The 26,596-nt window shown below is 44.2% G+C and carries 27 protein-coding genes; 18 read left to right on the plus strand and 9 right to left on the minus strand.

Annotated elements, in window-relative coordinates:
* Nucleotides 1-2 precede the first annotated feature (2 nt).
* Nucleotides 3-1,076 carry a tRNA preQ1(34) S-adenosylmethionine ribosyltransferase-isomerase QueA gene (queA, locus tag B2089_RS01445; RefSeq protein WP_296326462.1) on the plus strand — a complete coding sequence of 358 codons (1,074 nt, stop codon included), beginning with the start codon at nucleotides 3-5 and terminating at the stop codon, nucleotides 1,074-1,076.
* Here the strand turns inward: queA and B2089_RS01450 are convergent.
* From B2089_RS01450 to B2089_RS01490, 9 genes are read right to left on the minus strand one after another with little or no spacing between them, the layout of a single operon-like run.
* Nucleotides 1,069-1,878 carry an FAD binding domain-containing protein gene (locus B2089_RS01450; RefSeq protein ID WP_296326459.1) on the minus strand — a complete coding sequence of 270 codons (810 nt, stop codon included), beginning with the start codon at nucleotides 1,876-1,878 and terminating at the stop codon, nucleotides 1,069-1,071. The genes queA and B2089_RS01450 overlap by 8 nt on opposite strands.
* Complete coding sequence (locus tag B2089_RS01455) at nucleotides 1,865-2,353, minus strand: (2Fe-2S)-binding protein (protein WP_296326457.1); 489 nt, start codon at nucleotides 2,351-2,353, stop codon at nucleotides 1,865-1,867. The genes B2089_RS01450 and B2089_RS01455 overlap by 14 nt, the downstream gene beginning before the upstream one ends.
* Nucleotides 2,350-4,566, minus strand: a complete 2,217-nt coding sequence (locus B2089_RS01460) for a xanthine dehydrogenase family protein molybdopterin-binding subunit (RefSeq protein WP_296326454.1) — start codon at nucleotides 4,564-4,566, stop codon at nucleotides 2,350-2,352. Before B2089_RS01460 ends, B2089_RS01455 begins: the two co-directional genes overlap by 4 nt.
* Entirely contained in the window at nucleotides 4,556-5,746 is a 1,191-nt protein-coding gene (locus B2089_RS01465; RefSeq protein WP_296326451.1) for a DegT/DnrJ/EryC1/StrS family aminotransferase, read from the minus strand. Before B2089_RS01465 ends, B2089_RS01460 begins: the two co-directional genes overlap by 11 nt.
* An 8-nt stretch (nucleotides 5,747-5,754) precedes the next feature.
* Nucleotides 5,755-7,257: a polysaccharide biosynthesis protein gene (locus B2089_RS01470; RefSeq protein WP_296326449.1), complete on the minus strand. Its 1,503-nt coding sequence runs from the start codon at nucleotides 7,255-7,257 to the stop codon at nucleotides 5,755-5,757.
* Entirely contained in the window at nucleotides 7,241-8,647 is a 1,407-nt protein-coding gene (locus B2089_RS01475) for a GGDEF domain-containing protein (RefSeq protein ID WP_296326444.1), read from the minus strand. Before B2089_RS01475 ends, B2089_RS01470 begins: the two co-directional genes overlap by 17 nt.
* On the minus strand, nucleotides 8,619-9,608 hold the full coding sequence (locus B2089_RS01480; RefSeq protein WP_296326442.1) for a TRAP transporter substrate-binding protein: 990 nt from the start codon (nucleotides 9,606-9,608) through the stop codon (nucleotides 8,619-8,621). Before B2089_RS01480 ends, B2089_RS01475 begins: the two co-directional genes overlap by 29 nt.
* A 43-nt stretch (nucleotides 9,609-9,651) precedes the next feature.
* Nucleotides 9,652-10,218: a hypothetical protein gene (locus tag B2089_RS01485; RefSeq protein ID WP_296326439.1), complete on the minus strand. Its 567-nt coding sequence runs from the start codon at nucleotides 10,216-10,218 to the stop codon at nucleotides 9,652-9,654.
* A 28-nt stretch (nucleotides 10,219-10,246) separates the two neighbouring features.
* The gene (locus tag B2089_RS01490; RefSeq protein WP_296326437.1) at nucleotides 10,247-11,260 is read right to left on the minus strand and encodes a TRAP transporter substrate-binding protein; all 1,014 of its coding nucleotides are present in this window, start codon (nucleotides 11,258-11,260) and stop codon (nucleotides 10,247-10,249) included.
* A 243-nt stretch (nucleotides 11,261-11,503) separates the two neighbouring features.
* On the opposite strand from B2089_RS01490, the gene rpsD reads away from it, so the two are divergent.
* From rpsD to fliF, 17 genes are all read left to right on the plus strand, one after another.
* Complete coding sequence (gene rpsD / locus B2089_RS01495; protein WP_296326436.1) at nucleotides 11,504-12,097, plus strand: 30S ribosomal protein S4; 594 nt, start codon at nucleotides 11,504-11,506, stop codon at nucleotides 12,095-12,097.
* A 176-nt stretch (nucleotides 12,098-12,273) separates the two neighbouring features.
* A complete protein-coding gene (clpB, locus tag B2089_RS01500) occupies nucleotides 12,274-14,868 on the plus strand; it encodes an ATP-dependent chaperone ClpB (RefSeq protein WP_296685536.1) in 2,595 nt (864 codons plus the stop codon).
* Nucleotides 14,869-15,130: 262 nt separating this feature from the next.
* On the plus strand, nucleotides 15,131-15,529 hold the full coding sequence (locus B2089_RS01505) for a hypothetical protein (protein ID WP_296320681.1): 399 nt from the start codon (nucleotides 15,131-15,133) through the stop codon (nucleotides 15,527-15,529).
* Between the two features lie 44 nt (nucleotides 15,530-15,573).
* Nucleotides 15,574-16,074, plus strand: a complete 501-nt coding sequence (locus B2089_RS01510; RefSeq protein WP_296320683.1) for a hypothetical protein — start codon at nucleotides 15,574-15,576, stop codon at nucleotides 16,072-16,074.
* A 37-nt stretch (nucleotides 16,075-16,111) separates the two neighbouring features.
* Entirely contained in the window at nucleotides 16,112-16,474 is a 363-nt protein-coding gene (locus B2089_RS01515) for a bactofilin family protein (RefSeq protein WP_296320686.1), read from the plus strand.
* A gap of 8 nt (nucleotides 16,475-16,482) precedes the next feature.
* Nucleotides 16,483-17,103, plus strand: coding sequence for a tetratricopeptide repeat protein (locus B2089_RS01520; RefSeq protein WP_296320689.1), 621 nt, complete (start codon nucleotides 16,483-16,485; stop codon nucleotides 17,101-17,103).
* A 5-nt stretch (nucleotides 17,104-17,108) separates the two neighbouring features.
* The gene (gene mtaB / locus B2089_RS01525; RefSeq protein WP_296320692.1) at nucleotides 17,109-18,554 is read left to right on the plus strand and encodes a tRNA (N(6)-L-threonylcarbamoyladenosine(37)-C(2))-methylthiotransferase MtaB; all 1,446 of its coding nucleotides are present in this window, start codon (nucleotides 17,109-17,111) and stop codon (nucleotides 18,552-18,554) included.
* Between the two features lie 78 nt (nucleotides 18,555-18,632).
* Nucleotides 18,633-19,019 carry a type II toxin-antitoxin system prevent-host-death family antitoxin gene (locus B2089_RS01530; protein ID WP_296685540.1) on the plus strand — a complete coding sequence of 129 codons (387 nt, stop codon included), beginning with the start codon at nucleotides 18,633-18,635 and terminating at the stop codon, nucleotides 19,017-19,019.
* A gap of 1 nt (nucleotide 19,020) precedes the next feature.
* Nucleotides 19,021-19,413, plus strand: coding sequence for a PIN domain-containing protein (locus B2089_RS01535; RefSeq protein WP_296320696.1), 393 nt, complete (start codon nucleotides 19,021-19,023; stop codon nucleotides 19,411-19,413).
* Nucleotides 19,414-19,512: 99 nt separating this feature from the next.
* Complete coding sequence (gene argH / locus B2089_RS01540; protein WP_296320698.1) at nucleotides 19,513-20,934, plus strand: argininosuccinate lyase; 1,422 nt, start codon at nucleotides 19,513-19,515, stop codon at nucleotides 20,932-20,934.
* A 97-nt stretch (nucleotides 20,935-21,031) separates the two neighbouring features.
* Nucleotides 21,032-21,805, plus strand: coding sequence for an amino acid ABC transporter substrate-binding protein (locus tag B2089_RS01545; protein WP_296320701.1), 774 nt, complete (start codon nucleotides 21,032-21,034; stop codon nucleotides 21,803-21,805).
* 79 nt (nucleotides 21,806-21,884) lie between these two features.
* On the plus strand, nucleotides 21,885-22,520 hold the full coding sequence (locus tag B2089_RS01550) for an amino acid ABC transporter permease (RefSeq protein ID WP_296320704.1): 636 nt from the start codon (nucleotides 21,885-21,887) through the stop codon (nucleotides 22,518-22,520).
* 25 nt (nucleotides 22,521-22,545) lie between these two features.
* Complete coding sequence (locus B2089_RS01555; protein ID WP_296320707.1) at nucleotides 22,546-23,295, plus strand: amino acid ABC transporter ATP-binding protein; 750 nt, start codon at nucleotides 22,546-22,548, stop codon at nucleotides 23,293-23,295.
* 96 nt (nucleotides 23,296-23,391) lie between these two features.
* Nucleotides 23,392-23,808, plus strand: coding sequence for a flagellar basal body rod protein FlgB (flgB, locus tag B2089_RS01560; RefSeq protein ID WP_296320710.1), 417 nt, complete (start codon nucleotides 23,392-23,394; stop codon nucleotides 23,806-23,808).
* A 22-nt stretch (nucleotides 23,809-23,830) separates the two neighbouring features.
* Entirely contained in the window at nucleotides 23,831-24,292 is a 462-nt protein-coding gene (gene flgC / locus B2089_RS01565; RefSeq protein WP_296320714.1) for a flagellar basal body rod protein FlgC, read from the plus strand.
* 67 nt (nucleotides 24,293-24,359) lie between these two features.
* The gene (fliE, locus tag B2089_RS01570; RefSeq protein WP_296320718.1) at nucleotides 24,360-24,707 is read left to right on the plus strand and encodes a flagellar hook-basal body complex protein FliE; all 348 of its coding nucleotides are present in this window, start codon (nucleotides 24,360-24,362) and stop codon (nucleotides 24,705-24,707) included.
* A gap of 107 nt (nucleotides 24,708-24,814) precedes the next feature.
* A complete protein-coding gene (fliF, locus tag B2089_RS01575; RefSeq protein ID WP_296320721.1) occupies nucleotides 24,815-26,596 on the plus strand; it encodes a flagellar basal-body MS-ring/collar protein FliF in 1,782 nt (593 codons plus the stop codon).

Raw genomic sequence — 26,596 nt, forward strand, 5'->3', positions numbered from 1 at the left:
AAATGAAACTCTCTGACTTTTACTTTGACTTACCAGAAGAACTCATAGCGCAAAAGCCCAGCGGAATCCGCGGTCAGGACAGGCTCATGCTTTTAAATCGGGAATCTGGGGAAGTTCAGCATCTTTCCATGGATGATTTGCCTGATTTGATTTCGCCTGACACCCTTATGGTCTTCAATAACTCAAAAGTCCGCCGCAGCCGCTGTTACGGAATCAAAATTTCTGAAATTGAAGGACAGGGGGGGCGTGAGCGCGTCTCAGGAAGAGAACGCGAGTTCATGTTCCTCAATCAGATGACGCCTGAAGGAAATCTCTGGCACACCATGGTTAAAGGGGCAAAAAAAGTAAAAGCCGGGAACAAGTACCGGTTTACCGACGGCTCAATCGGAAGAATCATCGCCCATGAAAACGACGAGGGAAGCGAATTCCGCACCATTGAGTTTGATTCCCGCCTTGATGATGACTGGTTTGGCCGCAACGGTCACATTCCTCTTCCCCCTTACATCCGCCGTGAAGACGATGACACGGACTCAGAGCGCTACCAGACAGTCTACGCCAAGGAAACGGGAAGCTCTGCCTGCCCGACGGCGGGCCTTCACTTCACCGAAGAAATGTTCCGCCGCCTTGACGCAAAGGGCATTGAGCGGGTATTTGTGACCCTTCATGTGGGCTTGGGAACTTTTTTGCCTGTCCGCACTGAGAATATCGAAGAGCACAAAATGCACGAGGAAGTCTACACCATTCCCTTTGATGTGGCCGAAAAAATCAATGCGGCAAAAAAAGCAGGCCGCCCGATTCTTGCCGTGGGAACAACTTCCGTCCGCACCTTGGAATCTGCCAGCGATGAAAATGGTTTCGTAAAGGGTGGCTCAAGCGCGACCCATATCTTCATGTATCCGGGTTACAAATTCAAGTGCGTCAACCAGATGTTCACGAATTTCCACACGCCTGAAAGCACCCTGATTATGCTGGTCTCAGCATTTGCCGGCAGGGAACATATTCTTAATGCTTACCAGAAAGCCGTGGAGCAAAAATATCACTTTTTCTCTTATGGCGACTGTATGCTGATTAAGTAAGTTGCTCCAGGGAGTATTTTATCAGATTCCAGAATTGCCTCTTTAAAATGGGGGCAATTTTTTCGTCTTTTGTCGTGTTATTGAATGATTCTTCGGCTTCAAGCAAGAAATTTGAAATTGCTGTCTGTGAAAGCGGCAAATGGGCTCCAATCAGTTTGTTTTCAAGGTTCGTATCCCTAAATTTAAAGCTTCCTGCCATTGAAATCCGTAAGTCTGAAATCTGATTTTTTTGTGAATTCGCCAGAAATACAAAGCTCGCTGAAAGCTCATTCAAAGAATTTGAGGGGCCGAGCCGTCTGAAAAGCGCAACTTCCCATTCTTCAGTGGGAAGCCGAATTTTTGATAAAAGCATGCCCTCTGGAATCTTTTCAAAGCGGCTTATATTCTGAAAAATTGCTTCGTTTCCGTTTTGAAATTCAAGCCTGGCATCCAAAGCTAAAAGGGGGGCATAGAGTGTGTTGAAAAATTCTTTCCCGCAGATGTTGCCGCCCAATGTTGCAAGGGAGCGCACATTTGGATTAGCGACTGTCGTGATTGCCTTGTACAAACATGGAGGAAGATTTGCCTCACCCAATTCTTCAATTTCGGCCAAAGTAACGGCAGTGCCAAAGTCGATATATCGCTCATGTTTGTCGATAATTTTTAGTTCAGGAATATCCCTGACAGAAAGTGTTTTTTCGGGTAGAGATTTCCCCACAAAAGAGGTACAGCCGCCTGTAATCGTCAAATCTGAAATCGTTTTGAGTTGATAGAATACATCGGCGAGATTTTTCGCATAAAAAAAAGTCTTAGAGGTTGCCATTTCGCCTTCCTTCCCGCTCGTGCTTGTTTGCTGTTGCGTACACGATTCCGTTCATAAATGTCTTTTTGTCTGTGCAGTTGCATTCTATGCAGTCAGCTACATGTTCCAAATCTTCTTGTGTTGGTCTGTATACTTTTTTGAGAAGGGCATAAGTTGAAAAAATCCGTGCGCTGTTGCAGAAGCCGCACATGTTCATTCCTGCCTGCTTAAATCCTGCTACGATGTCATCAGCTTCTTTTGTAAGTATAAAAAATTCCAAAGTGTCGATTGAGGCATTCCTCACGATTCCTACGGGGATTATGCAACTGGGAACAGGTCTGTCATCTAAGAGAACGGTACAAGAGCCGCATTTTCCTTTGCCGCAGCCTTCCTTGATTGAGATATAGCCTTCCCGTCGGAGCACAACGCTCAGCATTTCATCTGGCTGTGCGTCGAGAATCTTTTTTTCACTGTTCAAAAGCACTGGAATTTTCATTGAGCGTCCCCTGTAACATGTCTTCGAGAGTTTTCGTATCTTTCCCTGATTTCATAAAGTGAATCAGTTTTTAGAGGCATTTCGTTTACGCTGATAGCAATTGCCTGTGAGAGCGCAGAAGCATAAGCGGCTGGAAGAATAGAGTAGATGAGTCCGCCGATTTGCTTTGGTTCTTCTTCTGATTGGGTGAATTGTACGCTGATTGAAGGGCAGCGAAGGGATTCGTCTTTTACAAGGGAAGAAAGACAGCGAGAAATTGCCCTGTGTACGATGTTTTCGGCAGCTTTCGGGTGTAGAATTTTTCCGCCGTCGATAATTACGCAGATTTTTCGGATTTTTTCACGGAAAGTGCAGGCGTCAAGTTCTACTTCAACCGTACAGGTTCCGAATGCTGTATTGTAAAAGGGAGTGCCTGAAAATTCTGCCTGATTCCATGCTTTTTTTCGAGAAAGGGGCAGGGATTTTTTTATAGAAAACGGCGTGCCGTCAATTTTTTTTCGTTTTAGGGAATCCACGCATTTTTGCAAGAGGATGCTTTTTATACTTACATCTCCAACAAGTGACTCTGGCAGTGAGCTTGTCGTAATTTTCTTTTTTGACAATTCTTCTGCCGCTTCTCCCGTAAAGAGAATGTTCCTTTTTTCAATTTCAATCGAGTCTTGAATGATTTTTGTCCAAATTTCCTTGATTGAAAGACTTGGCGGAAGGGCATGAACGAGAATTTTTTTGTCTTCTGTTACGGAAAGATGCATCGATATGTTTGATTTTTCAAACTCTGTGCCGAAATAGCCGCTTCCCTCAAAAGCGCAGGCAAGGGCAATTCCTCTGAAGGGCGGAGCGTAAGGCAAATTATCGCTGCCTTCATTACGGCCATATTCTGCAAGCCGTGAAACCGTGTATTTTCGTTTGAAATCACTTCTAATAACTACCGCATTTATTGCATCGCTGGAACGACCGAATGAGAATGTAAATGGCTCCGTGTGCTTTTGCATTCCTCCGGCTTTGTTCATCTGCCGTAAGTCCACTGGAGAAAATCCTGTAATCTCAGCGATTTTTTGAATTTGGTTTTCGACGGCAAAAAATGCCTGAGAGTCCAGCATGGAAATGATTTGCGACGAGGGCGGATTATGGCTCTTGTAGGCTTTTGCGCTGATTTTTACATTTTTACAGTTGTAAATTCCACAAGCGGCGAGTGAAAGTCTGTCGAGAATGTAGGATGCAAAGGGATTGTATGCGCCTGAGTCGTAGCAAATTGAAACTTCCATTGCCGTGAGTAAACCGTTTTTATCGAGAGCTGTTTTGTGGGAGATAGAAATGTCGCTTGCCCGTTCGATATTTTCTTCTTGTTCTGTTCGGGAAAGTGAAAGTCTGACGGCTTTTCCTGTTTTTACTGCGGCAAAGGCGGCCAATGAAGCGAGAATTCCGTTTTGATATAGACAAGCCGTTGTCTCTCCGAAACTTTTTGTTTTTGTAAGGAAAATCTTGTCTTTTGAAAAAGCCGTAACTTGTTCCACCGTGCTGACAGTCTGCTCAACCCACTGGCTTGGTGTTGAAATGTAAAGATTTCCTCCCTTTATTTGAGCGACGGCTCCTTCTGTCTCTTTATTGGCATAATAGGGAATCTGGCTCTTCCAAGTTCCCTCAACGATAAATGCAGCTTTTTCCTCGTCTGCGAAAATTTCTTCTGTATTTCCGATTGAGACCTTTCGTTTTGCGATTATTTCCTTTGGTTTCGAAAAATCTTCAAGGGATTTTTTGAGGGATGTTAGGCTTTCTTCAATGGGCGAGCCGTCTTTGAGTGAGACAGAAAGTGAATTATATGCATTGCTGAATTTAGATTCGTTTGCCTTGATTTCTGTTTTATCGAGCTGAACTTTAATAGAAGATTTTAATTCTTCGAGAACTTCCTTCTTCTCACCGACAAGAAGCGCAAGAGGTTCTCCTTTGTAGGCAATTGTCCCAGTGCAAAGAATAGGAATGTCCTTTCCAAGAATATTTACCTGAGTTTTTCCAGGAATGTCTTTGTAAGTGAAAAGTTCATAGCCTTCTGGAATTTTTGTTTTGGGCGCAAAATCGATTGAGGTGACCTTCCCGTAAGAAAAAGGACTCCTCACGATGACCGCATGAATCATATCGTTTGCAGGTAAATCCGAATAAAAATCATCAGAGAAGAGAAATTTTTTTTTGTCGGAAACTTTCCGCCTAGCGCACATGGTGTTTTTCTCCCGCCTCTTTCACAGCCTTGATGACGATTTGAGCCTGCTCCTCGCTCATGTCCGGGAAGAGGGGAAGGGTAATCGTGTTTTTTGAGTGCTCGTCCGCGTTGGGGAAATTTTCTGCCCTAAAGTCAGGGTATTTTTCCTGCCAGTAAGTGAAATTGAAAATGGCGATAAAGTGCATGGAAATTCCGATTCCCTGCTCCTGGAGTTCCTTGGCGAAGGCGTTGCGGTCGCAGTCCAGTTTTGATGAGTCTAAGTGGAGCAGGTAAAGATGCCATGCGTTTCCCTCACCGTCCGGCGGTAGAATCACGAAATCAAGGTCTTTGAAAGCCTGATTGTAAATTTTTACGATTTTTTTGCGTTTTTCGTCAAAAGAGACGGCTTTTTTAAGCTGAACCCTGCCAATGGCTGAAAGTATGTCAGGCAGATTTGACTTAAAGCCCGGCGCGATGATGTCATATTCCCAGCTGGCCTTGGGGTTCGTGTAGCGGTCCCATGCGTCCCTGTTCATTCCGTGGAGGCGCATCTGGCTCATTCTTTTTGCAAGGGCATCGTCATCGGTGGTAATCATGCCGCCTTCGCCCGTGGTCATGGTCTTCGTTGCGTAAAAACTGAATACACCTATGTCGCCCAAAGTTCCCGCATAGCCGCGGCTGGTCTTACTGGGGAAGGAATGAGCCGCATCCTCAATCACATAAATTTTGTTTTGGGGAGTAGAATATTTTTTTGCCAGGGCGCAGATTCTTTCCATGTCGCAGAGATTTCCAGCGATGTGAACCGGCACGATGGCGCAAATCTTATGCTCACTGTCTTTTTTTAGGATTTCTTCGATTTTAACAGGATCGATTGAGTAAGAATCCTTTTCGATGTCGGCAAAAAAAACATCTCCTCCAAGGTGAACTGCGCTTGTCGCCGTAGAGACGAAAGTGTAGGGCGTGGTGATTACGGCCTTTCCTGCCTTTACTCCGCAGGCTTCCATGGCGAGAATCATTCCGCTGGTGTTTGAATTTACCGCCAGCGCGTGCTTTGAGCCCACAAAAGAAGCGAACTCACATTCAAAATCATGGGTAACTTTGCCCGTCGTGAGCCAGCCTGAGTCTATCACATCGCAGACGGCCTTTTTTTCTTCATCATCAAAAGAGGGCTTAAAAAAAGGAACTTTAATCTCAGACATAAAATCTCCTACAAATTCATTGACTCGTCTTTTTTCGTTGTTCTGTAGAATTCATCGAGAGAGGGCACTGCTTTTCTCAAAATAGAAATAAGCTCTTCCTTGTTGCGGAATTTTTCTTGGTCGCCGGTAAAGCGACAGATTGGATCAAGTTTTGAAAGAAGGGCGTCCAGTTTTTCATCCCCGAATTCAATGTTTTTGAGGACGAGGAGTTTTTCGTACTCGGTTTTCTGGGGATTTTCTTCTTTGAGCCAGAGAGGCTCGTAGACCCGCTCGCCCTCCCGCGCGCCGATGATTTTAATTTCGATGTCTTTGCCCGGCTCAAGTCCGGAAAATTTTATAATCTGCTCTGCCAGATCTATGATTTTAAGAGGCTCTCCCATATCCAGGAGATAAGAGCGGCCGTTTTCGCCTACGCCACCGGTCTCCAAAACAAGGGAACAGGCTTCCGGAATCGTCATGAAGAATCGTTCCATGTTTTTGTCGGTGACGGTTACGGGCCCGCCGGTTTTAATCTGCTGCTGGAAGAGGGGAAGAATTGAGCCCCGCGAGCCAAGCACATTTCCGAAACGCACGAACATGAAATTCTGATTTTTTGCAGCCTTTTTCGCATACTGAAGCACCAGCTTTTCCGAAAGCATTTTGCTGGCTCCGTAGACGCTCACCGGGCTTACGGCCTTGTCTGTGGAAATGAGCACGAATCTCTGAACGCCAGACTCAATGGCCGCATCCAGGAGATTTTTTGTTCCGAAGACATTGTTTTCGATAACCGCCACGGGATTTTCTTCCATCATGGGAACATGCTTGTAGGCCGCGCAGTGGAAAATCACATCCGCCCGCGTTTTTTTGATGATATAGCGCACATATTCCCTGTCTTTCATGTCGCCGATAATGGGAACCACAGTCGCTTTTTCTCCCACGCCTTCCTGCTGCAAGACATGAAGTTCCCGGTAAATCTGCACGATGGAATTCTCGCCGTGACCGAAAAGATACAATCGCTCAGCCCCGCCGCTTAAAAGCTGCCTTGAAAGTTCCGAGCCGATTGAGCCGCCCGCTCCCGTAATCAAAACCCGCTTTCCCCTAAGGTAATTGAGGCTTTCATGAAGGGGGATAATTACCGGAGTTCGGCCAAGAATATCCAGAGGGTCGATTTCGCGGGTTTGAACCAAATGAGCCTTTCCGTCTACAATCTGGCTTACGCTGGGCAAAATGCGGATATGGGCAAAGCCGCCCTTTTTGAGAATTTCGTAAATTTCACGGATTTTTTCGGTGGGGGCAGAGGGAATTGCGATAATTGCTTCGTCCAGCGGTCCGCAGCGAAGGATTTTCGCCACATCTTGAATGGGCCCCAGGACAGGAATCCCTTCGATTTGCTTTCCGATGATTTCTTTGTCGTCGTCTAAAAAAGCCGCGACCGAACCGAAAATCTTTTTGCGGAGCAAGTCTTCTGCAATCATCTGACCTGCAAAGCCCGCTCCTATTATATAAATTTGTGAATCACTCTTCTGTAACATAATTGTCTTCGTAAACTTCGCAGCCTCGTTTGCCTTTTTCTTTTACGATGTAAAGAGCTTTGTCCGCTCGCTTGAACAAATCTTCGGTGAATCCATCGTCAGAAAAAGCGACTCCGACACTGACTGAAACAGGTTTGATATTGTCTTTTATATTTACAAGTTTTTCGTTTACGCTCAGAATCTTCTGTTTGATTATGCTTGTGGCAGATTTTGAGCATTGGGGGAGAATCGCCGCAAACTCATCGCCACCGATTCGAGCCACATAGTCATCGGTTCGGAAAGTTTCGGTGAGAATTCTGGCAAGTTCTTTAAGGGCCGTGTCTCCGCCTGCATGACCGTAATTGTCGTTTATGTACTTGAAGTTGTCCATATCAATGAGAAGAAGAGCTATAGCCTGTTTTTTTTCGGATGAATTTTTGCAAACTTGGTCGAAAGCCCGTCTGTTCAAAATACCTGTGAGAGCATCATACTCTGCTTTTTTGAGAAGAGAGCGTTCGTTTTGTGCTTTAAGCTCGTAGATTTCGTTGTAGCTTTCGGCAAGATGCTTGCATTCTAAGGAACCAATTACATTGAGCCGTTCGTCCTTCTCGATTGAAGTTTTGAATTTTTCCAGCGGAAGAATAATGAGATATGCGAATGCGATGAATAAAAGGATATTTACAATCAACAAAGCAAGGAAAAGCAGACGCAAGCGGTTGATGTTTGATCCAAGCTCATTAGAATTTACATTGAGTTCGTCTTTAATCTGTTGTTCAATAGCGGCGATGGTAAGACGGCAATTTTCATTGATGCGGGTTTTGTAAATGAGATAGCCTTCTCCAAAAAGATTGTTGACCGTTGATTCCTGCAATTTTTCTTTTGGAAGGTTTTCGTCAAGAGCCCGAATTGGAATAGCTCGAATTTGTTCTGGAATTTCGTCAGTTCCGATTACTTTGTAGGCAAGACGGATAGCATATAACTCCATTGTGATGAGGCTTTGTCCTTGCTCCATGGCGATTTTAAGGCGTTGTAAGGCTAAATCTTTTTCAGAACAGACTTTTTCGAGTTCTTCGAGAGCTTTTTGCTGTCTTTTTGTTATATTTATTTCTTCAAGATAGGCTTCGACATAGTCTGTTTTGTGCGTAACGACAAAAAGTCGAGCCTGATCTGTAAGATAATTCGCGCTTTCTTTTATGAGTTCAGAACTTTGTTCACAAGTAATGAATTTGTCAATTGCATTTTCAACAGCATGAAATCGATTGTTTACAGTGTTTGAAATAACAAGAATAAAACAAAAAACAATTGCCGTTATTACTATAAAGAAAATATTGAGGAACTGAATGTTTATGCCTGTGACCGAGCGTTTCGGTTCTTTTTCTTGGTTAGTCTGCAAGAGTGATGATTTCTCCATATAATCCCGCATCTGATGTGACTGATTGGTTTATGATGTCGGCACATGCTGTTTGCCATGCCGAAATGTCTTTTACTTCGATGAATTCGGTGCCCTCGGACTGAAGAATGAGCTTGTTTTGGCTTTCGATTTCCTGAAGCATTTTGAAACATTCACCCTGAGCGTATCGGCTTGCCTCAATAAATATTTGCTTTTGTTTTTCTGAAAGTGAATCCCATGCTTCCGCTGTTATAACGACTTCAGTTATTCCCAATTGATGACCGTCAAGAATCATGTAGGGCGCAATTTTATTGAAATGATTTGAGAGATAATTTGCAATTGGCTGCTCTGCGATTTCTACAGAACCTGTTTGCAGTGCAGTGTAGAGATTTGAAAAATTTACAGTAACGGAAATGCCTTTTAAGCCGTCGATTATCCCCTGCATTACGGAGTTGCCCGCAGTGCGCATTTTCTTGCCATTGAAATCAGCGACAGAGGTAAGTTTTTTTGTAGAGAAAAAGTGGCGGAAGCCTTCCTCAGCGAAAAAAAGTCCTTTTATACCGAGTTTGTTTTCGTATGGTTCATTTAATATTTTTTCGGCGAGAGGTGATTTTGCAAACTTCTGGAAATGCTCATGTCCTGAAAAGGTAAAAGGAACATCGAGAAGCATGTGCTTGTTACAGTTTTTTGTAGATAAGGTGGCTGGCGATATTCTTGCGATGTCGATTTTGCTACCAGCTTGAAGCATAACATTCGTTACTTCAGTATTGTCACCTAATACTCCGTCTGTGTAGAGCTGAATGGTAATGCTTCCTTCTGATAATTCTTGAACTTTTTGAACAAAAGCCTCATCCATACGCACTGAAAGAGAGCCTGCGGGATTTACCTCTGACATGACAAACGAAAAAGATTTTTCTTTTTGGCATGAGCCGAGCAAAACTCCCATAATAAGTGTGTAAGCAATGAGAAAAGTTCGTTTCATATTTTTCATTATATGATGAGTTTTTTTTACTGTCAAATAGGGGTTATTTCGCCATGTCGAGAATCTTCTGGTATAAATCAGAGTCTGCTTTCGATGATTCTGAGATGATTTTTTCGCATGCTTGCTTCCATGGTGTCAGGTCGTTGACTTCTGTAAAGACCGCGCCTTCAGCTATAAGCTGTGCCTTAGCCTTGTCCTCTGCTTCCTGAGAGAATTTGCGGCAGACTTCACCAGCATAACTTCCCGCCACCTGAAGGATATGCTGTTGAGAATTTGAAAGAGAATCCCATACATTTGAGTTGATTATGACTTCGGTTACTCCCAATGTATGTCCGTCAAGAATCATGTTTGGGGCTACTTCGTGGAAGTGATTTGCAAGAAGTGAGGTTTTTGTACAGCCACGAGCTGCAAGACTGAAAGCCGAAATCCTCATAAGGTGGATTGAACTGTTCTCGCCTCTGATAATCGGCATGATATTCTCTTCATCGCCCAATGCTCCGCCGAGATGAAGGTCGATTTTGATTTTGCCACTGGAAAGTTCCTCAACTTTCTGCTTGAAAGCCTTATCCATCTCCGCAACGATTGTACCGTCAGGATTGACTTCTGCCATTACAAGCGTGAGCTCTTTCTCATTGTTTTCAGTGCGCGTAACTAAGAATTTCTTTGTATAAGTCCATGTCGCCAGAGGAAGTTTCTTTTATGAAGTCAGACAGAGCCTCCTGCCATGGACCAATATCGTTTACTTTGACAACTGAGACTCCCGCGGCTTCAATTTGTTTGAGAATTTTATTTTCTTCTTCTTCTGAAATCTTCCTGCAGTATTCACTTGCATATCTTCCTGACTCAAGAAGAATATTCTGTTGTTTTTCTGAAAGGGAATCCCAAATTTCGGTTGTAATGAATGTTTCCATGATTCCCAGCTGGTGACCGTCAAGTATGATGTTTTTTGCGACTTCATCAAAATGGTTTGCAAGATAGTTTGAAAGAGGCTGGTCGGCAACATCTACCTGCCCTGTGGTAAGTGCGCCGTAAAGGTCTGCGAAGTTGATTTGAGTTTGATTCATCTTGAGATTTTTTGCGATTGCCTGTAAAGCGGCATCGTTTGTGACTCTCATCGTTAGCCCTTCCAAATCTTTGACACCGTTGATTTTTTTAGTTGAGAAGAGATGTCTGAATCCTTCTTCCCCGTAGAAGAGACCGATACAATTCAGGCCTCTTTCCCGTGGTTCCTGAAGAAGTTTTTTTGCGGTTTTCGATTGTGCGAATTTCCAAAAGTGCTCTCTGCTTGAGAATGTAAACGGGATGGAAAGAAGTGCATAACTTTTGCAGCCCAGTGCGACGAATCCTGCCGTAGACTGGCGGGCGATATGAATTGTACTGTTTGGCTGTGTGATTAATTTGCGGACTGTAGAGTTGTCTCCGAGAATTCCTGAGAATTGTAAATCGATTTTGATTTTTCCGCCAGAAAGCTCCTCGACTTTTTCTTTGAATGCTAAATCTGTTTTTCCAGCGAGTGTTTCTGGAGGATTGACTTCTGCCATTACGAGGGTGATTTCTTTTTCTTGTGTTGTCGCGGATTTTTTATTGCATGAAAAGAATGTAAAGAGAAGTGTGGTTGAGATAAGCAGTGAGATAGTTTTTTTTGCAGTCATAGAATCCCCTTGGCTTAAGAAATGTAATATTATTTTCTATCTAAAATGTGATTTTGTCAATTTTTATGTAAGACTATAAAAGAACTTGAAATTTGATTTTCATGTATTGATTCAACTTGTAAAAACTGATATTATATTTGTCTACTGATTAGCTTCCCTCTAGTCAGTGACTTTGAAAAATCAAGCACCTGATTCCTCGCGGCTTGTGGAATCTGCCTTGGTTACATTTTTAGGAGCATATAAATGGCTACACGACGCAATCCTCGTTTTAAGGAATGTAGACGACTTGGTGTCAATGTTTGTGGACACCCAAAGGCATTGGACAGAGCTGGCGCACCAGCTTTCAAAAAAACAAAGAAATCTTCTGATTATGCTTTGCACTTGGTAGAAAAACAGAAGGTTAAGGCTTACTACAACATCCTCGAAAAACAGCTTCGCCGATATTTCGAAAAAGCTGCTCGATCAAAGGAGATGACAGGTACGGCTCTCTTGGTCGCACTTGAGACACGCCTTGATAACCTTGTTTACCGCTTGGGCTTTGCTTCTTCAATCCGCATGGCTCGCCAGATGGTAAGCCACAAGCACATTGAAGTTGATGGAAATGTCGTAAATATTCCTTCATACGCTGTAAAAGTTGGCTCAACAATTTCTTTGGTTGAGAAAATGCGCAAAAGTGAGCAGTTCAAATCAACCTATCTTTCAAATAACAGGGCTAAGCTTGATTACCTTGAGCGTGATGATGACAACTTCACTGGTAAGCTCGCTCGTCTTCCACAGCGTTCAGAAATCCCAGTTCAGATCAACGACCAGATGGTAGTTGAGTTCTACTCTAAGTAGGATTTTCTGGCTTTTACGAAGCCGCTCCATTCGGAGCGGTTTTTTTTGTCCTGTCGCTTTTTTCTTGCCGAATTCGCAGGTTCTTTATTATCTTTCAAGTGAAATAAAAAAAGCAAACCTTTAGGAGAGTCTCGGAAAAATCTGTGATTTTTCCGTACTTTCGCAAGGAGAACACTATGAATTATGAGCAGTTTACATTAAAAACACAGGACATTTTGCAGGAGGCAAGCGCACTTGCCCAGCAAAATGACCACAGCGAAATCGGCTTACCCCATCTTTTGGTGGCAATGCTGGAGCAAAAAGACGGAATCACTTCTCCAATCGTGGAGCGAATCGGCCTTCAGAAGGAAGCCCTTCTTGAGGCGGCGAGAAATCTTTTAAATACTTACCCCAAAGTCACCGGCAACGTGCAGATGCAGCTTTCAGGCGAGGCTCAGAAAGTCCTTGCCAAGGCCGAAAAGGAAATGGCGGCTTTAAAAGACCAGTTTCTTTCGGTGGAGCATATCTTACTTGCGATGGCTCAGAGTGACGGCCGCACCGGCGAGCTTTTGAGACAGTACGGAATCACTAAAGAGACAATCCTTGAGGCCTTAAAAGCCGTTCGCGGAAACCAGAAAGTAGACACAAACGACCCTGAAAGCAAAATGCAGTCTCTTGAAAAATATTGCACTGATTTGACGGCCCGCGCCCGTCAGGACAAAATCGACCCTGTAATCGGCCGTGACGAAGAAATTCGCCGTGTAATGCAGGTTCTCGTCCGCCGCACAAAGAACAATCCTGTCTTAATTGGCGAGCCAGGCGTAGGAAAAACGGCGATTGTTGAGGGGCTTGCCCGCCGAATCGCTTCGGGAGATGTTCCTGAAAGCCTTAAAAACAAGCGGCTTCTTTCTCTTGATATGGGAAGCCTTGTGGCCGGGGCAAAATTCCGCGGCGAGTTTGAGGAGCGATTAAAGGCTGTAATCACCGAAGTCGCCAAAAGTGAGGGGCAGATTATCCTCTTTATCGATGAGCTTCACACGATTGTGGGTGCCGGGGCCAGTGAAGGCAGCATGGACGCAAGTAATTTGCTAAAGCCGGCCCTTTCCCGCGGTGAGCTTCATGTTATCGGAGCTACGACCCTTAACGAATACCGCAAATATATCGAAAAAGACGCGGCATTGGAGCGTCGTTTCCAGCAGGTTTACTGTGCCGAGCCGAATGTTGAGGACACAATCGCCATTCTGCGCGGATTGCGGGACAAATACGAGATTCATCACGGAGTTAAAATCAATGATGAGGCCCTTGTTGCCGCCGCCACTCTCTCAAACCGCTACATTACAAACCGTTTCTTGCCGGATAAGGCCATTGACCTTGTGGATGAGGCGGCCAGCCGCCTGAAAATGGAAATTGAAAGCGAGCCTACGGAGCTTGACCAGCTGGAGCGAAAAATTCTTCAGCTTCAGATTGAAAAACAGTCTCTTTCTAAGGAAGACGACGCCGCCTCAAAAGAGAGATTGCAGAAACTTGAAAAAGAACTTTCCGAAGTCACTTCAAGCCGGGACGCCATGAAGTTACAGTGGCAGAACGAAAAGGCTGAAATCGACAAAAGCCGGAAACTCAAGGAGGATCTGGAGCAGGCCCGCTTTGAGGAAGAAAAATACACCCGCGAGGGCGACTTCAACAAGGCGGCGGAATTGAAATACGGAAAAATCCCTTCCCTTGAAAAAGAACTGGCAGAGGCTCAGAAAGCCGATGAAGAGCGGCATAATAAAGAAGACAATGGCGTTTCTGATTCCCTTTTAAGGCAGGAAGTCACCGAAGAGGACATTGCCCGCGTGGTAAGTGCCTGGACTGGAATCCCTATTGCAAAAATGCTCACGAGCGAAAAGCAGAAGTATGTTCAGCTTGAAAGCGTCCTGCACAAGAGGGTAATCGGACAGGACGAGGCTGTTTCCGTGGTGAGCGACGCAATCCGCCGAAACAGGGCAGGTCTTAACGATCCCAACCGCCCGCTGGGAAGCTTTATGTTCATAGGCCCGACAGGAGTGGGAAAGACGGAGCTTGCAAAGACTCTGGCCGACTTCCTCTTCAATGACGAAAAGGCTCTGACCCGAATCGATATGTCGGAATACATGGAAAAATTCTCCGTGACCCGCCTTATCGGTGCTCCTCCGGGATATGTGGGCTACGATGAGGGAGGCCAGCTTACGGAGGCTGTCCGCCGCCGCCCCTACAGCGTCATTCTCTTCGATGAGGTTGAAAAGGCTCACCCCGATGTCTTCAATGTGCTTTTGCAGGTGCTTGATGACGGCCGCCTTACCGACGGTCAGGGCAGAGTAGTGGACTTTAAGAACACAATCATCATCATGACCAGCAATCTGGGAAGCGATTTGATTCTGGACGCTGACACTCAGGAAAAACTTGTGGCAGCCCGTCCTGCGGTGGATGTCCTTTTAAAGCAGACCTTCCGCCCGGAATTCCTCAACCGAATCGATGAAATCGTCATGTTCGGCCGACTTTCAAAAGACTGCATCGGCGGAATCGTGCGTAATCAGCTTGAGAGGGTGAAAGCCCGTCTTGCTGACCGAAGAATCACTTTGAAATTTGACCAGTCGGCCATCGACTTTTTGAGCGATGTGGGCTATGACCCGGCCTTTGGAGCGCGTCCTGTAAAGCGGGCCGTTCAGACCTATGTGGAAAATCCCCTGGCAAAGGAGATTTTGGGCGGAAAATTCGGCGAGGACTGTAAAATCAGCGTGAAAGCCGGTTCTGGAGGCCTTATCTTTTCTTAAAAGGGAGGCAGAACGGGAGCAAATGGGCTTGTTTTTGAATAAACAACTATACAATTGATATAAAGCCGAAAGGGTAAAATCCTGAGTAGGCTTTTTTTATTTCCTTTTTAATTTCCAAAATATTATAAGCAATTTAAATATGAAAAAAGTTTCTGTTTTTTTTCTTGTTTTATTTCTTTCTGTTCTAATTTTATCTTGTAATTCAAAGTCTCTTCCAAGTCTCATAGGAAAATGAGAGTCAACTGTTACTTTAAAATCTGATTTGGCAGCTGGTAATTCTGATGCGCCTGTACTTGCTTATTTGTACACAAAGCAAAAAACAACGCTTGCTTTTTCTGAAGGCGGAGTTTTCACAAAGTCCGTGGAGCAAGTCGTCGATCATGTGGATCTTACTGACTCTAAAGAAAACGCTGACGAGGCAAAACAATATTTTTCTCAGTATTTCAATAAAAATCTGGTTTTTGACGGCGAGTATTTTCAGAAAAATCAATTTATTAACTTTTTGACGCTCTATGTAGGAGAAAATGGTGGTGAGCAGATTCCTTATATCGATTTCTTTGCAAAAGATCCTTCAATTGGTTCCGATGAATATTCACTTTCCTATAAAGTAAAAAACGAAGAGCTTGTAATTGACGGGGTCACATACAAAAGAATTGATTGATTTTTGCTTTTACATACTTTCTTTTTTTTGTATAATAACGGAAGATGAAAACAAAAATATTTTTTTTCTTTCTTGTTTTTTCTTTTTCCGCAATGTTTTCTTTTGCCAGTTCCAAGTCTCATGCGGGAATAGGCTCTAGTCTTTCATATAGTCTTTCTACGACCCAGCATTCTTTTGTGTCTTTTACGGCTCGCAGCGACCTTTCTCCATGGGTCGTTTTTTTTAATGCGCATTTTAATCAATCTGTAATGACGGTTTTTGCAGATAATTGGTTCATAAATGAGTCTTTATCATCTCAACTTGACTATTTTGTTTTGTGGGGTATTAGCGGGGGAATTCGCTTTGAGGATGAGAAGCGGGAGCTTGCGACGGGCTGTCGTTTCGGGGCTGGAGTGGATTTTTTCTGCCTTAACCGACGGCTTGAATTTTTTGCTCAGACTGTATGGAATCCATATTTCGGAGTAAAAAAAATCGATAAAGATTGTTCATTGATTTTTCGTCCTGTGAACTTTCCTTGTTCTGCAGGAATTCGCATGTGGTTCTAATTGAAAAAAAATCATTTAGATAGTAGAGTATAGCAATATGTTCGATGCAAAAGATTCTGATTTTTTTGATCTTGAAGAAGAAGATTTCGATACCATTCTCGCACCTGATATTGCTTTCCGTGGAACGATTCGATTTGCTAAGCCTTTCATGATTCGCGGAATTGTCACTGGTGAAATTGACGCAACGAGTGATTTGGTTGTTGACACAAATGCTGTTGTTACGGCAGGAATCAACGCTCAGCGAGTTCTTGTCCGTGGAAAAGTTGACGGTAATATTATGGCAAAAGATGTGGTTTTTGTGACGGCATCCGGTTCGGTAAACGGCGACATCATTTCAAAAGAAGTTGTGCTTGAGCCGGGTGCGCATTTCTCCGGCAAATGTACAATGACAGGAAAATAGGTGATTATATGAAAAAGTTTGCTTTTGTTTTTGCTTTTTTATTTTTCTTAACAGGGATTTTTGCTCAGTCTAAACCAGATGCCCTTGTCCTTTACCGAAACGGTAATTATGCTGATGCTATCAAGATTTGTGAGCAGGAAATTGCGGCAAATCCCAAAAATATCGATTCTTACTGCGTTCTCTGCTGGTCGCTTGTGCGAAATCGCCAGTATGCTGAAGGCGAAGTGCGGGCGACAGAGGCTCGAAAAGTCGCTCCTGGAGATGTCCGCTTAATGGAAATCCTTGCCGAGGCAAAGTATTATCAGGGAAAGAACAACGAAGCCCTTGAAATGTTTAGAACTTACATTGCTAACGCTCCCTCAAATGCTGCCAGAATCGGAAATGCCTACTATTATATGGGTGAAATTTACATTCGTCAGGGAAAGTATCAGCATGCTGACATTTCTATGACTATGTCTGTTTACACGGAGCCGCTCGTTGATGTTTGGTGGACTCGCTGTGGCTATGCCAGAGAAATGGCTGGTAGCTATGCCTCTGCCCTTGACGCTTACAACAAAGCTTTGGAATTAAAAGCCTCAAATGCAGATGCTGCCCGCGGAAAGGAACGTGTTACTGCAAGATTGCGATAAATTTTATGAGTGAATTAAATAGAAGTATCCATTTTGAGACACTGGGCTGCCGCTTGAATCAAGTTGAGAGTGAAGGGGCAGCTCGTTTTTTTAGTGATGCGGGCTTTCCTGTCACCATGGAGCCTTTTACGGCAAAATCTTCCGACGAAAAGACTGTCCTCTGCGTGGTAAATACATGCACTGTTACGGCAAAGGCCGAGCAGAAAGCGCGCCGAATTATCCGTATGCTGCTTAAAACCTGCCCGAACTGCGCTGTTGCCGTCACCGGATGCTATGCCCAGCTTAATCAAAGCGACTTGCTTGCAATTGATAAGAGAATCTGCGTTCTGGGCGGACAGCACAAAGGTTCTCTTGCAGACCTTCCCGATCTCCTAAAAAATCTTCTGGAAGAAAATCCTTCGGCGGACGGAAATTTTATTTCCGCTGAAATCCAGAAATTCTTTGATAAAGAAAACGCCTCTTCAATTCAGAATGTGATTACTTCTCCCTTCCGCCTTTCCACGGACACTTTCATCAATCATTCCCGCTCTTCCCTCAAAATTCAGGACGGATGCAACTGCGTCTGCACTTATTGCCGCATTCGCCTTGCCAGGGGAAAGTCAGTTTCCCTTGCCGCGAGTGAAGTTCTGGAGCGGGTAAAGGCCCTTGAAAAAGCGGGGCAGAGTGAAGTCGTCATCACTACGGTGAACATCGGCCAGTATTTGAGTGAATACGAAGGAAAGCGGGTGCGATTCGCCGGGCTTCTTGAGCTGATTCTTGCCCAGACCGAAAAAATCAAAATCCGCATTTCAAGCCTTTATCCTGAAATCGTGGACGAAAACTTGAGCTCTCTTTTTGAGAACAATCGGGTTTGTCCTTATTTTCATATTTCTGTCCAGAGCGGAAGTGACTCTGTTCTATCTAAAATGAAGCGGCCCTACAAGATTGAGGCTGTTTACCGGGCAACGGAACTGCTCAAAAAAGCCAAGAAAAATCCCTTCCTCGCCTGTGACATTATCGCCGGCTTCCCCGGTGAGAGCGATGAAGATTTTAACCTTACGATGAAAATGCTTTCTGACTGCGGATTTACTTTTGTTCACGCCTTTCCCTTTAGTCCCCGGCCCGGAACTGAGGCCTTCAAAATGCGCCCCATGGTTCCGAATTATGTGACCGATACCAGGATTGCCCGCCTTGAGAAATTCAACAAGAAGTCAAAAACGGATTATATCAATTCCTTTGTGGGAAAAATCCTTCCTGCCGTCTGTGAGAGCGTACACCGAGCTAAAGTTTTCAAAGACCGCCTTGTAGTTCATGCCGTCACGGAGAATTTCTTGCACTGTCAGTTGAATTTTTCTACAAAAGACTCGAATCTTCCTGTGGCTGGAAGTGAAATCCGTGTGAAAATCCTGCGTCCCCTCAATGACGGTGAAAAGACCGGAGAGAGTGATACGCTGGCGGAAGTTGTATCCTAGTTTTCTTATAAAAACATTGACATATATATCCGCTGAATATATCATTTAATATATCGATATATATGTACGGAGGTTTTTATGGGATTGCCGAAATATGATTCAATGACAGCACGAAAAATGATTCACGCTTTCGTTCCAATCAGCCGTTTCAACAAGGGTGAGGCTGGAAAAATCATCGAAGAAGTCAAAAATGACGGGATCCGTGTCATCGTCAAGAATAATGAGCCGGAATGCGTAATTATTACGGTCGAAGAATACGACAAAATGATGGAGCTCTCCAACAGAGCAGTCTCTGTTTTCCAAAGCAAGGAAGAAGAAGAAAAACGCAAGGCTTTTATCCGAAAAATCCGTGAAAATGTGCCTGAACCTATACCACCGACAAGAAATCTTGCGGACACTATAAGGGAAGTTGGAACTATTGATATTGATGAGAATTCGGTCTGGGAACTTAGGAGGCTTGGTTGATATGCAAAAAACAATACTTTTTGATACTAATGTGCTTATTGACTTTTGGAAGAATTCCGCAAAACTAAAAGAACTTGAACTCTCAAAAGAAAAGTATGCTATTTGCGGAGTTGTTCGCTCTGAATTTCTTCATGGAGCAAAATCAAATTCTGAAATCGATGATATGTTAAAAATTTTCGCATCTTTTAGTAATCTCCCCAATGACGACTATGATTTTGACGGTGTGGGCTTTATGCTCCAGAATTTGCGAAAAAACGGCTACACGATTCCTTTTTCTGATGCGATGATTGCTTTTACCGCCATAAAATACGATGTTCCGCTTTGGACTCACGACAGGCATTTTGAGATTCTTCGGGCATTTTATCCAGAATTGATTCTTTATGAGGAAATATAGATTCTTACAGACAGACCTTGTTAAAATTTGCTTTAATCGGTGTGAATCTGTGCAATCTGTGGTTTATAAAAAAATTGAATTTTGCTATACTTACATTCTATGGAAACAAAAAACACTCCTCACGGAACGATTACCGATAACAATCATGCCGCTCTCTGGCACGGACGCTTTGCCGAAGGACCTGATGCGGCCGCCGTTGAATTTGAGACTTCGATTCATGTTGACGAGCGAATGGCTTTGGATGACATTCGCGGTTCAATGGCTCACGCATCTATGCTGGCAAAACAGGGAGTTATTTCGGCCGAGGAGAACAAGGCCATTCAGGAAGGGCTTTCTTCTATAGAAAAGGATTTGTCTTCTGGCGCTCTTTCAATCGACTATTCAGCCGAGGATATTCACTCTTTTATCGAAGCCACTTTGACTGACCGAATCGGAGACCCTGGCCGCAAACTTCACACGGGACGCAGCCGAAACGACCAGATTGCCCTTGACGAGCGGCTTTATCTCCGCCGGGTCATTCCTGATTTGCAGAAGGCGATTGTTTCCCTCATTAAAACCCTTACGGAAATTGCCTCAAAACACAAAAATTCCCTTTTGACGGGCTACACTCACATGCAGCACGCCCAGCCGGGAAGCCTTGCCCAGCATCTCTGTGCCTGGGCTTTTATGCTCATGCGTGATGTGGAGCGTCTTTCGGATTCATTGAAGCGGGTTTCCCTTTCTCCTTTGGGAAGCGGCGCCTTAATGGGAAGCACCTTGCCCCTTGACCGGGAAGCAGTGGCAAAGGAGCTGGGCTTTGAGGGAGCGACTTACAATTCCCTTGATTCTGTCTCTGACCGTGACTACTGCATCGAATTCACTTCTGACTTTGCGATTTTGCAGCAGCATTTGAGCCGCATGGCTGAGGAAGTGGTCTTGTGGTCTACCACCGAATTCGGCTTTATCAATCTGAGCGAAAAATGGTCTACCGGCTCTTCAATCATGCCGCAGAAAAAGAACCCGGACTTCGCCGAGCTGATTCGCGGCCGCACTGGAAAGGTTTACGGAGACTTAATCAATCTTTTGGTTATGATGAAGGGCTTGCCCTTGGCTTATGACCGGGACATGCAGGAAGACAAGGCACCTCTTTTTGAGGCTTTGGACACGGTTCAGGGCAATGTAATTGTCTTTGAGGCCATGATTGCAAGCGCGGAATGGAATCTTCCCAAAATGGAAGAAAGTTGCTTCGGCGGTTTTGCCAATGCTACCGATGTGGCAGATTATCTTGTGCGAAAGGGGCTTCCTTTCCGCTTGGCTCACGGCGTTTCGGCAAAATGCGTTCGCCTTGCCATTGATTCAGGACTTTCAGCCATCGAGGATTTGAAAATCGAGGACATGAAAAAGATTTCCCCGCTTTTTGAAGAAGACATATTCGACTGCATAAAGCCAAAAGCCTGCATGGAAGGCCGAAAAACTCTCGGCGGTCCCGGCGCAATCGACAAGCAGATTGAAACGCTTCGTGGGTTTTGCAAAGAGTTTTAAATAAATCCACAGATAGGCACAGATTTTCACAGATTCGGTATGTTTGTAATCGGTGCTAATCTGTGTGAATCTGTGGATAAAAATATAGGAGAAACTTATGAAATTAACAAAAGTTTTGATGGGAGCTTTTGCCTCTCTCTTGGTTATGGGCTTGGCTTCATGCTCGAAGGCTAACAATGAATTCGTGCTTGGTCTTGATGATTCTTTCCCGCCTATGGGCTTCCGTGATGACGCTAACGAAATCGTAGGTTATGACATTGATTTGGCAAAAGAAGTCGCAAATCGTTTGGGACTTAAATTCCGCGCCCAGCCAATTTCTTGGTCTGCAAAAGAGCAGGAACTTAATACGGGCAAAATTGACTGTATCTGGAACGGTCTTTCAATCACTCCTGAGCGTCTTGAGGTTCTTGCCTTTACAAAGCCTTATCTGAACAATGCTCAGGTTGTAATCGTTCGCGCGGACAGCGGAATTAAATCTTTGGCTGATATGACTGGTAAAATTCTCGGTGTTCAGGCTGGCTCTAGTGCTGCTGATGCAGTTGATTCTGTTCCGAGTTTTAAGCAGAGTCTTAAACAAATTGTTGATTTCTCTGACAATATTATGGCACTTAATGATTTGGAAATTGGCGGTCTTGACGGAGTTGCCATGGATAGTGTTGTGGCCGAGTACAGCCTTAAAGTGACTGGAAAACCTTTTGTAATTCTTTCTGATTCCCTTTCACCAGAGCAGTACGGAATCGCCTTCAAAAAGGACAATACCGAGCTCCGTGACAAAGTCCAGAAAGCCCTTGAAGAAATGGCAGCCGACGGCACAGTAGCAAAAATCAGCGAAAAGTGGTTCGGCTCAGATATTTCTATTATTGGAAAATAAATTTTGACGCAGATGAACGCGGATGTTTTTATTTATCTGCGTCTATCCGCGTGTATCTGCGTCTGAAAGTTTTTGTTATATGACTAAAATAATTCTTCCTATGCTTTCGGCTTCTGTGGTCTCTGTTGAAGTATTTTTTCTCACGCTTATTTTTTCTGTACCATTGGGCTTTCCTCTGGCGGCCGGAAGAATGGCTCGGTTCAAGCCGCTTTCCTATCTTTTTAATGCTTTTCTTCTTATAATTCGTGGGACGCCCCTTATTTTGCAGCTGATTGCGGTTTATTTTTTTCCAGCCTATCTTTTTAAATTTTCTTTCGATCGTTTTGTGGCGGCAATTATTGCTTTGTCGGTGAATTATGCCTGCTATTTTGCAGAAATTTACCGTGGCGGGATTCAGTCCATTCCGAAAGGTCAGTATGAGGCTGCGAAAGTCTTGGGCTACACGAAAATGCAGACTTTCTTTAGGATCCTGCTTCCTCAGGTTGTTAAGAGAATCATTCCTGCCATGGGAAATGAAATGATTACACTGGTAAAAGATACTGCTTTGGTTTCAGTTTTGGGTATTGCCGAACTTTTCCGCACTGCCCAGACAACTTCCAGCCGGCTTTTTTCAACTACGCCGATTCTGATTGCGGGGCTTTTTTATTTTGTCATGAACTGGGTGGTTTCCTCTGGTTTTATTCTGCTTGAGAAAAAGCTGGATTATTATAAATAGCAGAAATTGATTCTAGGGGCATTTTATGGCAATTATCAGCGTTCAGAATATAAAAAAAACTTTCTCAGACGGCGTTCAAGTCTTAAAAGACATTTCCTTTGATGTAGAAGAGGGGGAGATTCTGGGAATCATCGGCCCTAGCGGAAGCGGAAAATCCACCATGCTCCGCTGTATCGCCCAGCTTGAGACGATTGACGATGGTTCTATTTATGTTTGCGGAAGTCCGATTGTCACAAATGGCCTTTATGCTTCTCAAAAAGATCTTCGCAAAATCGGTCTGAATCTGGGCTTTGTCTTCCAGAATTTCAATCTTTTCCCACACATGAGCGTTCTTCAGAATATCATCGATGCGCAGATTCACGTGCTGAAAACTCCGAAGAAAGAAGCCCTTGAAATTGCCCGAAAATTACTGGCGGATGTGGGGCTTAGTGAAAAAGAAAATGCCTATCCTTGCGAACTTTCCGGCGGCCAGCAGCAGCGGGTCTCAATCGCCCGAAGCCTTGCCTTAAAGCCAAAAGTCCTTTTGTTTGACGAACCGACCAGTGCCCTTGACCCGGAATTGACAGGCGAAATCCTTGCGGTTATAAAAAAACTTGCCCTTGAAAAAATGACCATGATTGTCGTAACCCACGAAATGGCCTTTGCCCGCGACATTTCCGACAAAATCATCTTTATGGCAGACGGCCTAATCGTGGAGCAGGGTGAGCCAAAAGAACTGATTAACAATCCAAAGACAGAACGCCTGCAGGATTTTTTAAAGCGATTTAACAGGTAAAATCCGCGTGTATCTGCGCCTATCCGCGTCAAAAAACGCTTAATTTCTCATTTTCTTTTTCCTTAACTTCTCATTTCAAATTCCGATATTCATAGTATGAATACTTTTACACGGTCAGTTGATTTGTTATCTCGTGCGATGGATGTTAATTCACTTCGCTATCAGGTTTCCGCAAACAATATTGCAAATGCGGAAGTTCCGAATTACAAGCGTCAGGAAGTGAATTTTGAGAGCGAGCTTAAGCGTGCCTTTGATTCAGAGAAGGACGCTGATCATCGCTTCCAGCTTACCCGCACGGATGAGAGACATATCCAGCTTGATGAGCCTTATGATTGGCGTTCTGTCGAGCCACGCCGTGTAACTGACTGGACGACCACAGCCAATGCCAACGGAAACAATGTGGATCCTGAACTTGAGGCCATGAACATCATGAAAATTCAGCTCAACTACCGCCTCTTGGCTCAGCTGGAGAATTTCGAATTCAGCCAGGTCAAAACGGCAATGAAGAGATAATCCACGGATAGGAGATTGAATTATGGGAATGTTTACATCGATTAATATTGCTGCTACGGGAATGAGCGTTGAGCGTCTCCGCACTGATGTTATTTCTAACAACATCGCCAATGCCAGCACCACACGAACCCCGGAAGGCGGAGCCTTTAAAAAATCTTCTGTTATTATTGAGCCGATTGCTTCAAGTCATCCCACTTGGAGAAGCCCATTCGTTTCAGCGGATCAGGATAACGGACCGGGAAAGGGTGTTCGTGTTCGTGAAATCGTAAAAAGCACGGAGCAGGGACGCCTGGTTTATGATCCGACGAACCCTGACGCCATTCAGTCGGGACCGAACAAAGGCTATGTCGAGTATCCAAATGTAAACATCGTAAACGAAATGGTGGATTTGATTTCTGCAAGCCGGGCTTACGAGGCAAATTCAACGGTCATTCAGGGCGCAAAAGATATGTTCTCAAGCGCACTGGAAATCGGTCGCAGTTAATGATAATTCATTATGACATCTTGTCATAATGAATTTTTTGCTATAAAATTCTAATGGGTGGAAATTTATGAATGTTACAATGCCAAGCTTGTCTCAGATTCAGATGACACGCACGAATCCGGCTCATGTGGGAAGCGCAAAGCTTTCTATTCTCGGTCAGGAAAATTCAAATCAAATTCAGAATGAAAAGACTATGGGCTCTTTTGAGTCATATCTTGTTAACGCCGTTTCTTCAATGAACAGCCAGCAGCTTGATGTGTCTCGCGTTCAGGAGCAGCTTATCACTGACCCTGATTCTGTCGATATTCATGATGTGACCACTGCAATGGCAAAAGCCCAGATGTCATTGAGCCTTGCCCAGACTGTCATTGACCGTCTTGTCACTGGCTGGAATGAGCTTTCTACTAACAGGTAGTTTAAGTTCTGAAAGGACTTAGGCTTAGCATAGATTTATAATCTGCTTTCCAGAATTCGGAAAGTGTGATATTATAATATATTGTTGTTCGTTCACGGGAGGGGTAGATGAACGACTGGCTTAAAAATACGACTGCCAAGTTAAAATCTTCGTGGGCTTCATGGAAGCCCGTTCAAAAAGCAATCGCCGCGGGTATTGTAGTCGCGGTTATTGTCGTTTTAGTTCTTGTCTTCCGCGGATCATCAAAGCCGACTACCATTGCGCTTTTTAACACGCCGATTACGGATCAAGCCGCAAGAGATGATATTGCGTTCCGACTCGATCAAGAAAATATAAAATATACAATCAATTCTACGAATGGTATGATTTATGTTGATGACGAGGGAACGGCTCGCCGCGCAAAGGCCATTCTTATTGCGGAGGATTTGGTTCCAACGCGCGTTGATGTGTTTAGCCAGATGCTTGATGTCACGAATTGGTCTACAACGGACTTTGAGCGTCAGAAAAATGATTTGCGTCGTGTTACCAATCAGGTTAAACAGCATATTGAATCTCTTGATGATATAGCAAGTGCTGATGTCGTTATTACCCCTGGGCAAAATTCTCTTTTTGAAAGTCAGAGAGTTCCTGCGTCCGCTTCTGTCACTCTGCGTTTTAAAAATGGCTCGGTTATTGAAAATGACCGTAAGCGTATTCAAGGAATCCAGCGGCTCATACTTCGTTCTGTTTCTGGTCTTACCGAAGACAATATTGTAATTTTAAATACCGCAGGCGATACTCTTAATGATTTTGCTGGCATGGCAGAAATGGATCGTCTGAGTCTTATTGAACGAACTGAAAAATTCAAGCTTAAACTTGCCAGTGAAAAGCGAGCTAAAGTTATTGGTTCATTGCAAAGCATTTACGGTGAAGACAGAGTTCGTGATCTGGATGTCAATGTCGATATGGATACATCGAAGGTTTCAAGCGATAAGACAATCCATACTCCAATCATGATTACGGAGCAAGATCCGTCAAAACCTTACGATACAACTGAAAAGCGTGATTATCTTCCGATTTCAACTCAGACTGTTACTAAAGAATGGACTGGTACTGGCTACAATCCAGAGGGACCAGCCGGTGTTGAAGGTCAGAATCCGCCTGCTTATAGTGACATGTCAAATGTTATCGGAAAATCAACCGAAACCGGCGTTGTCCAGAACAATGTGGTGAATGTCGAGCATCGCACCGAAGAGCGTATGCCTGCCGTAGACCGAATCACGGTTTCTGTAAACATTGACGGCAACTGGGAAAAAATCACTGACGGTTCGGGAAATCCTGTTTTCGTCACCGAGAAAAATCTTGAGTCATTAAAAGAGCGATACCCTGATTGGGAAGATCAGATAAAATATCGTTTCGCCCTTGGTCATATTTTGCGAATTTACAGTCCGCTTTCTGCTGATGAACTGGAACAAACAGCTAATTACTTGCAGGGGGCAATTGGTTACGATGCCAGCCGCAATTACCGTGTCGTCGTAACGAATATTAAATTTAACCGTCAGAATGAGCAGGATTTGGAAGATTCTGCGATTATCCGTGCTCAGCAAACCCGAAAAACGATTATGCTTGTCTTAATCGGTGTGGTTATCATTCTTATCGCATTTATCGTATTCAGAATGATTAGCCGTGAGCTTGAGCGTCGCCGTCGTCTTCGTGAAGAAGAACTTCTCCGCCGTCAGCAGGCAGAGCGGGAGAAGGCTCTCTGGGACGCAAAACAGGAAGGCATGGAAGTTACTATGTCTGTCGAGGAACGCAAACGAGCCGAACTTCAAGAGAATGCAATCGCTATGGCAAAAGAGCATCCTGAGGATGTGGCAATGCTCATCAGAACTTGGATGATGGAGGAGTAG

The sequence above is a fragment of the Treponema sp. UBA3813 genome (assembly GCA_002368605.1).
Lineage (GTDB): Bacteria > Spirochaetota > Spirochaetia > Treponematales > Treponemataceae > Treponema_D.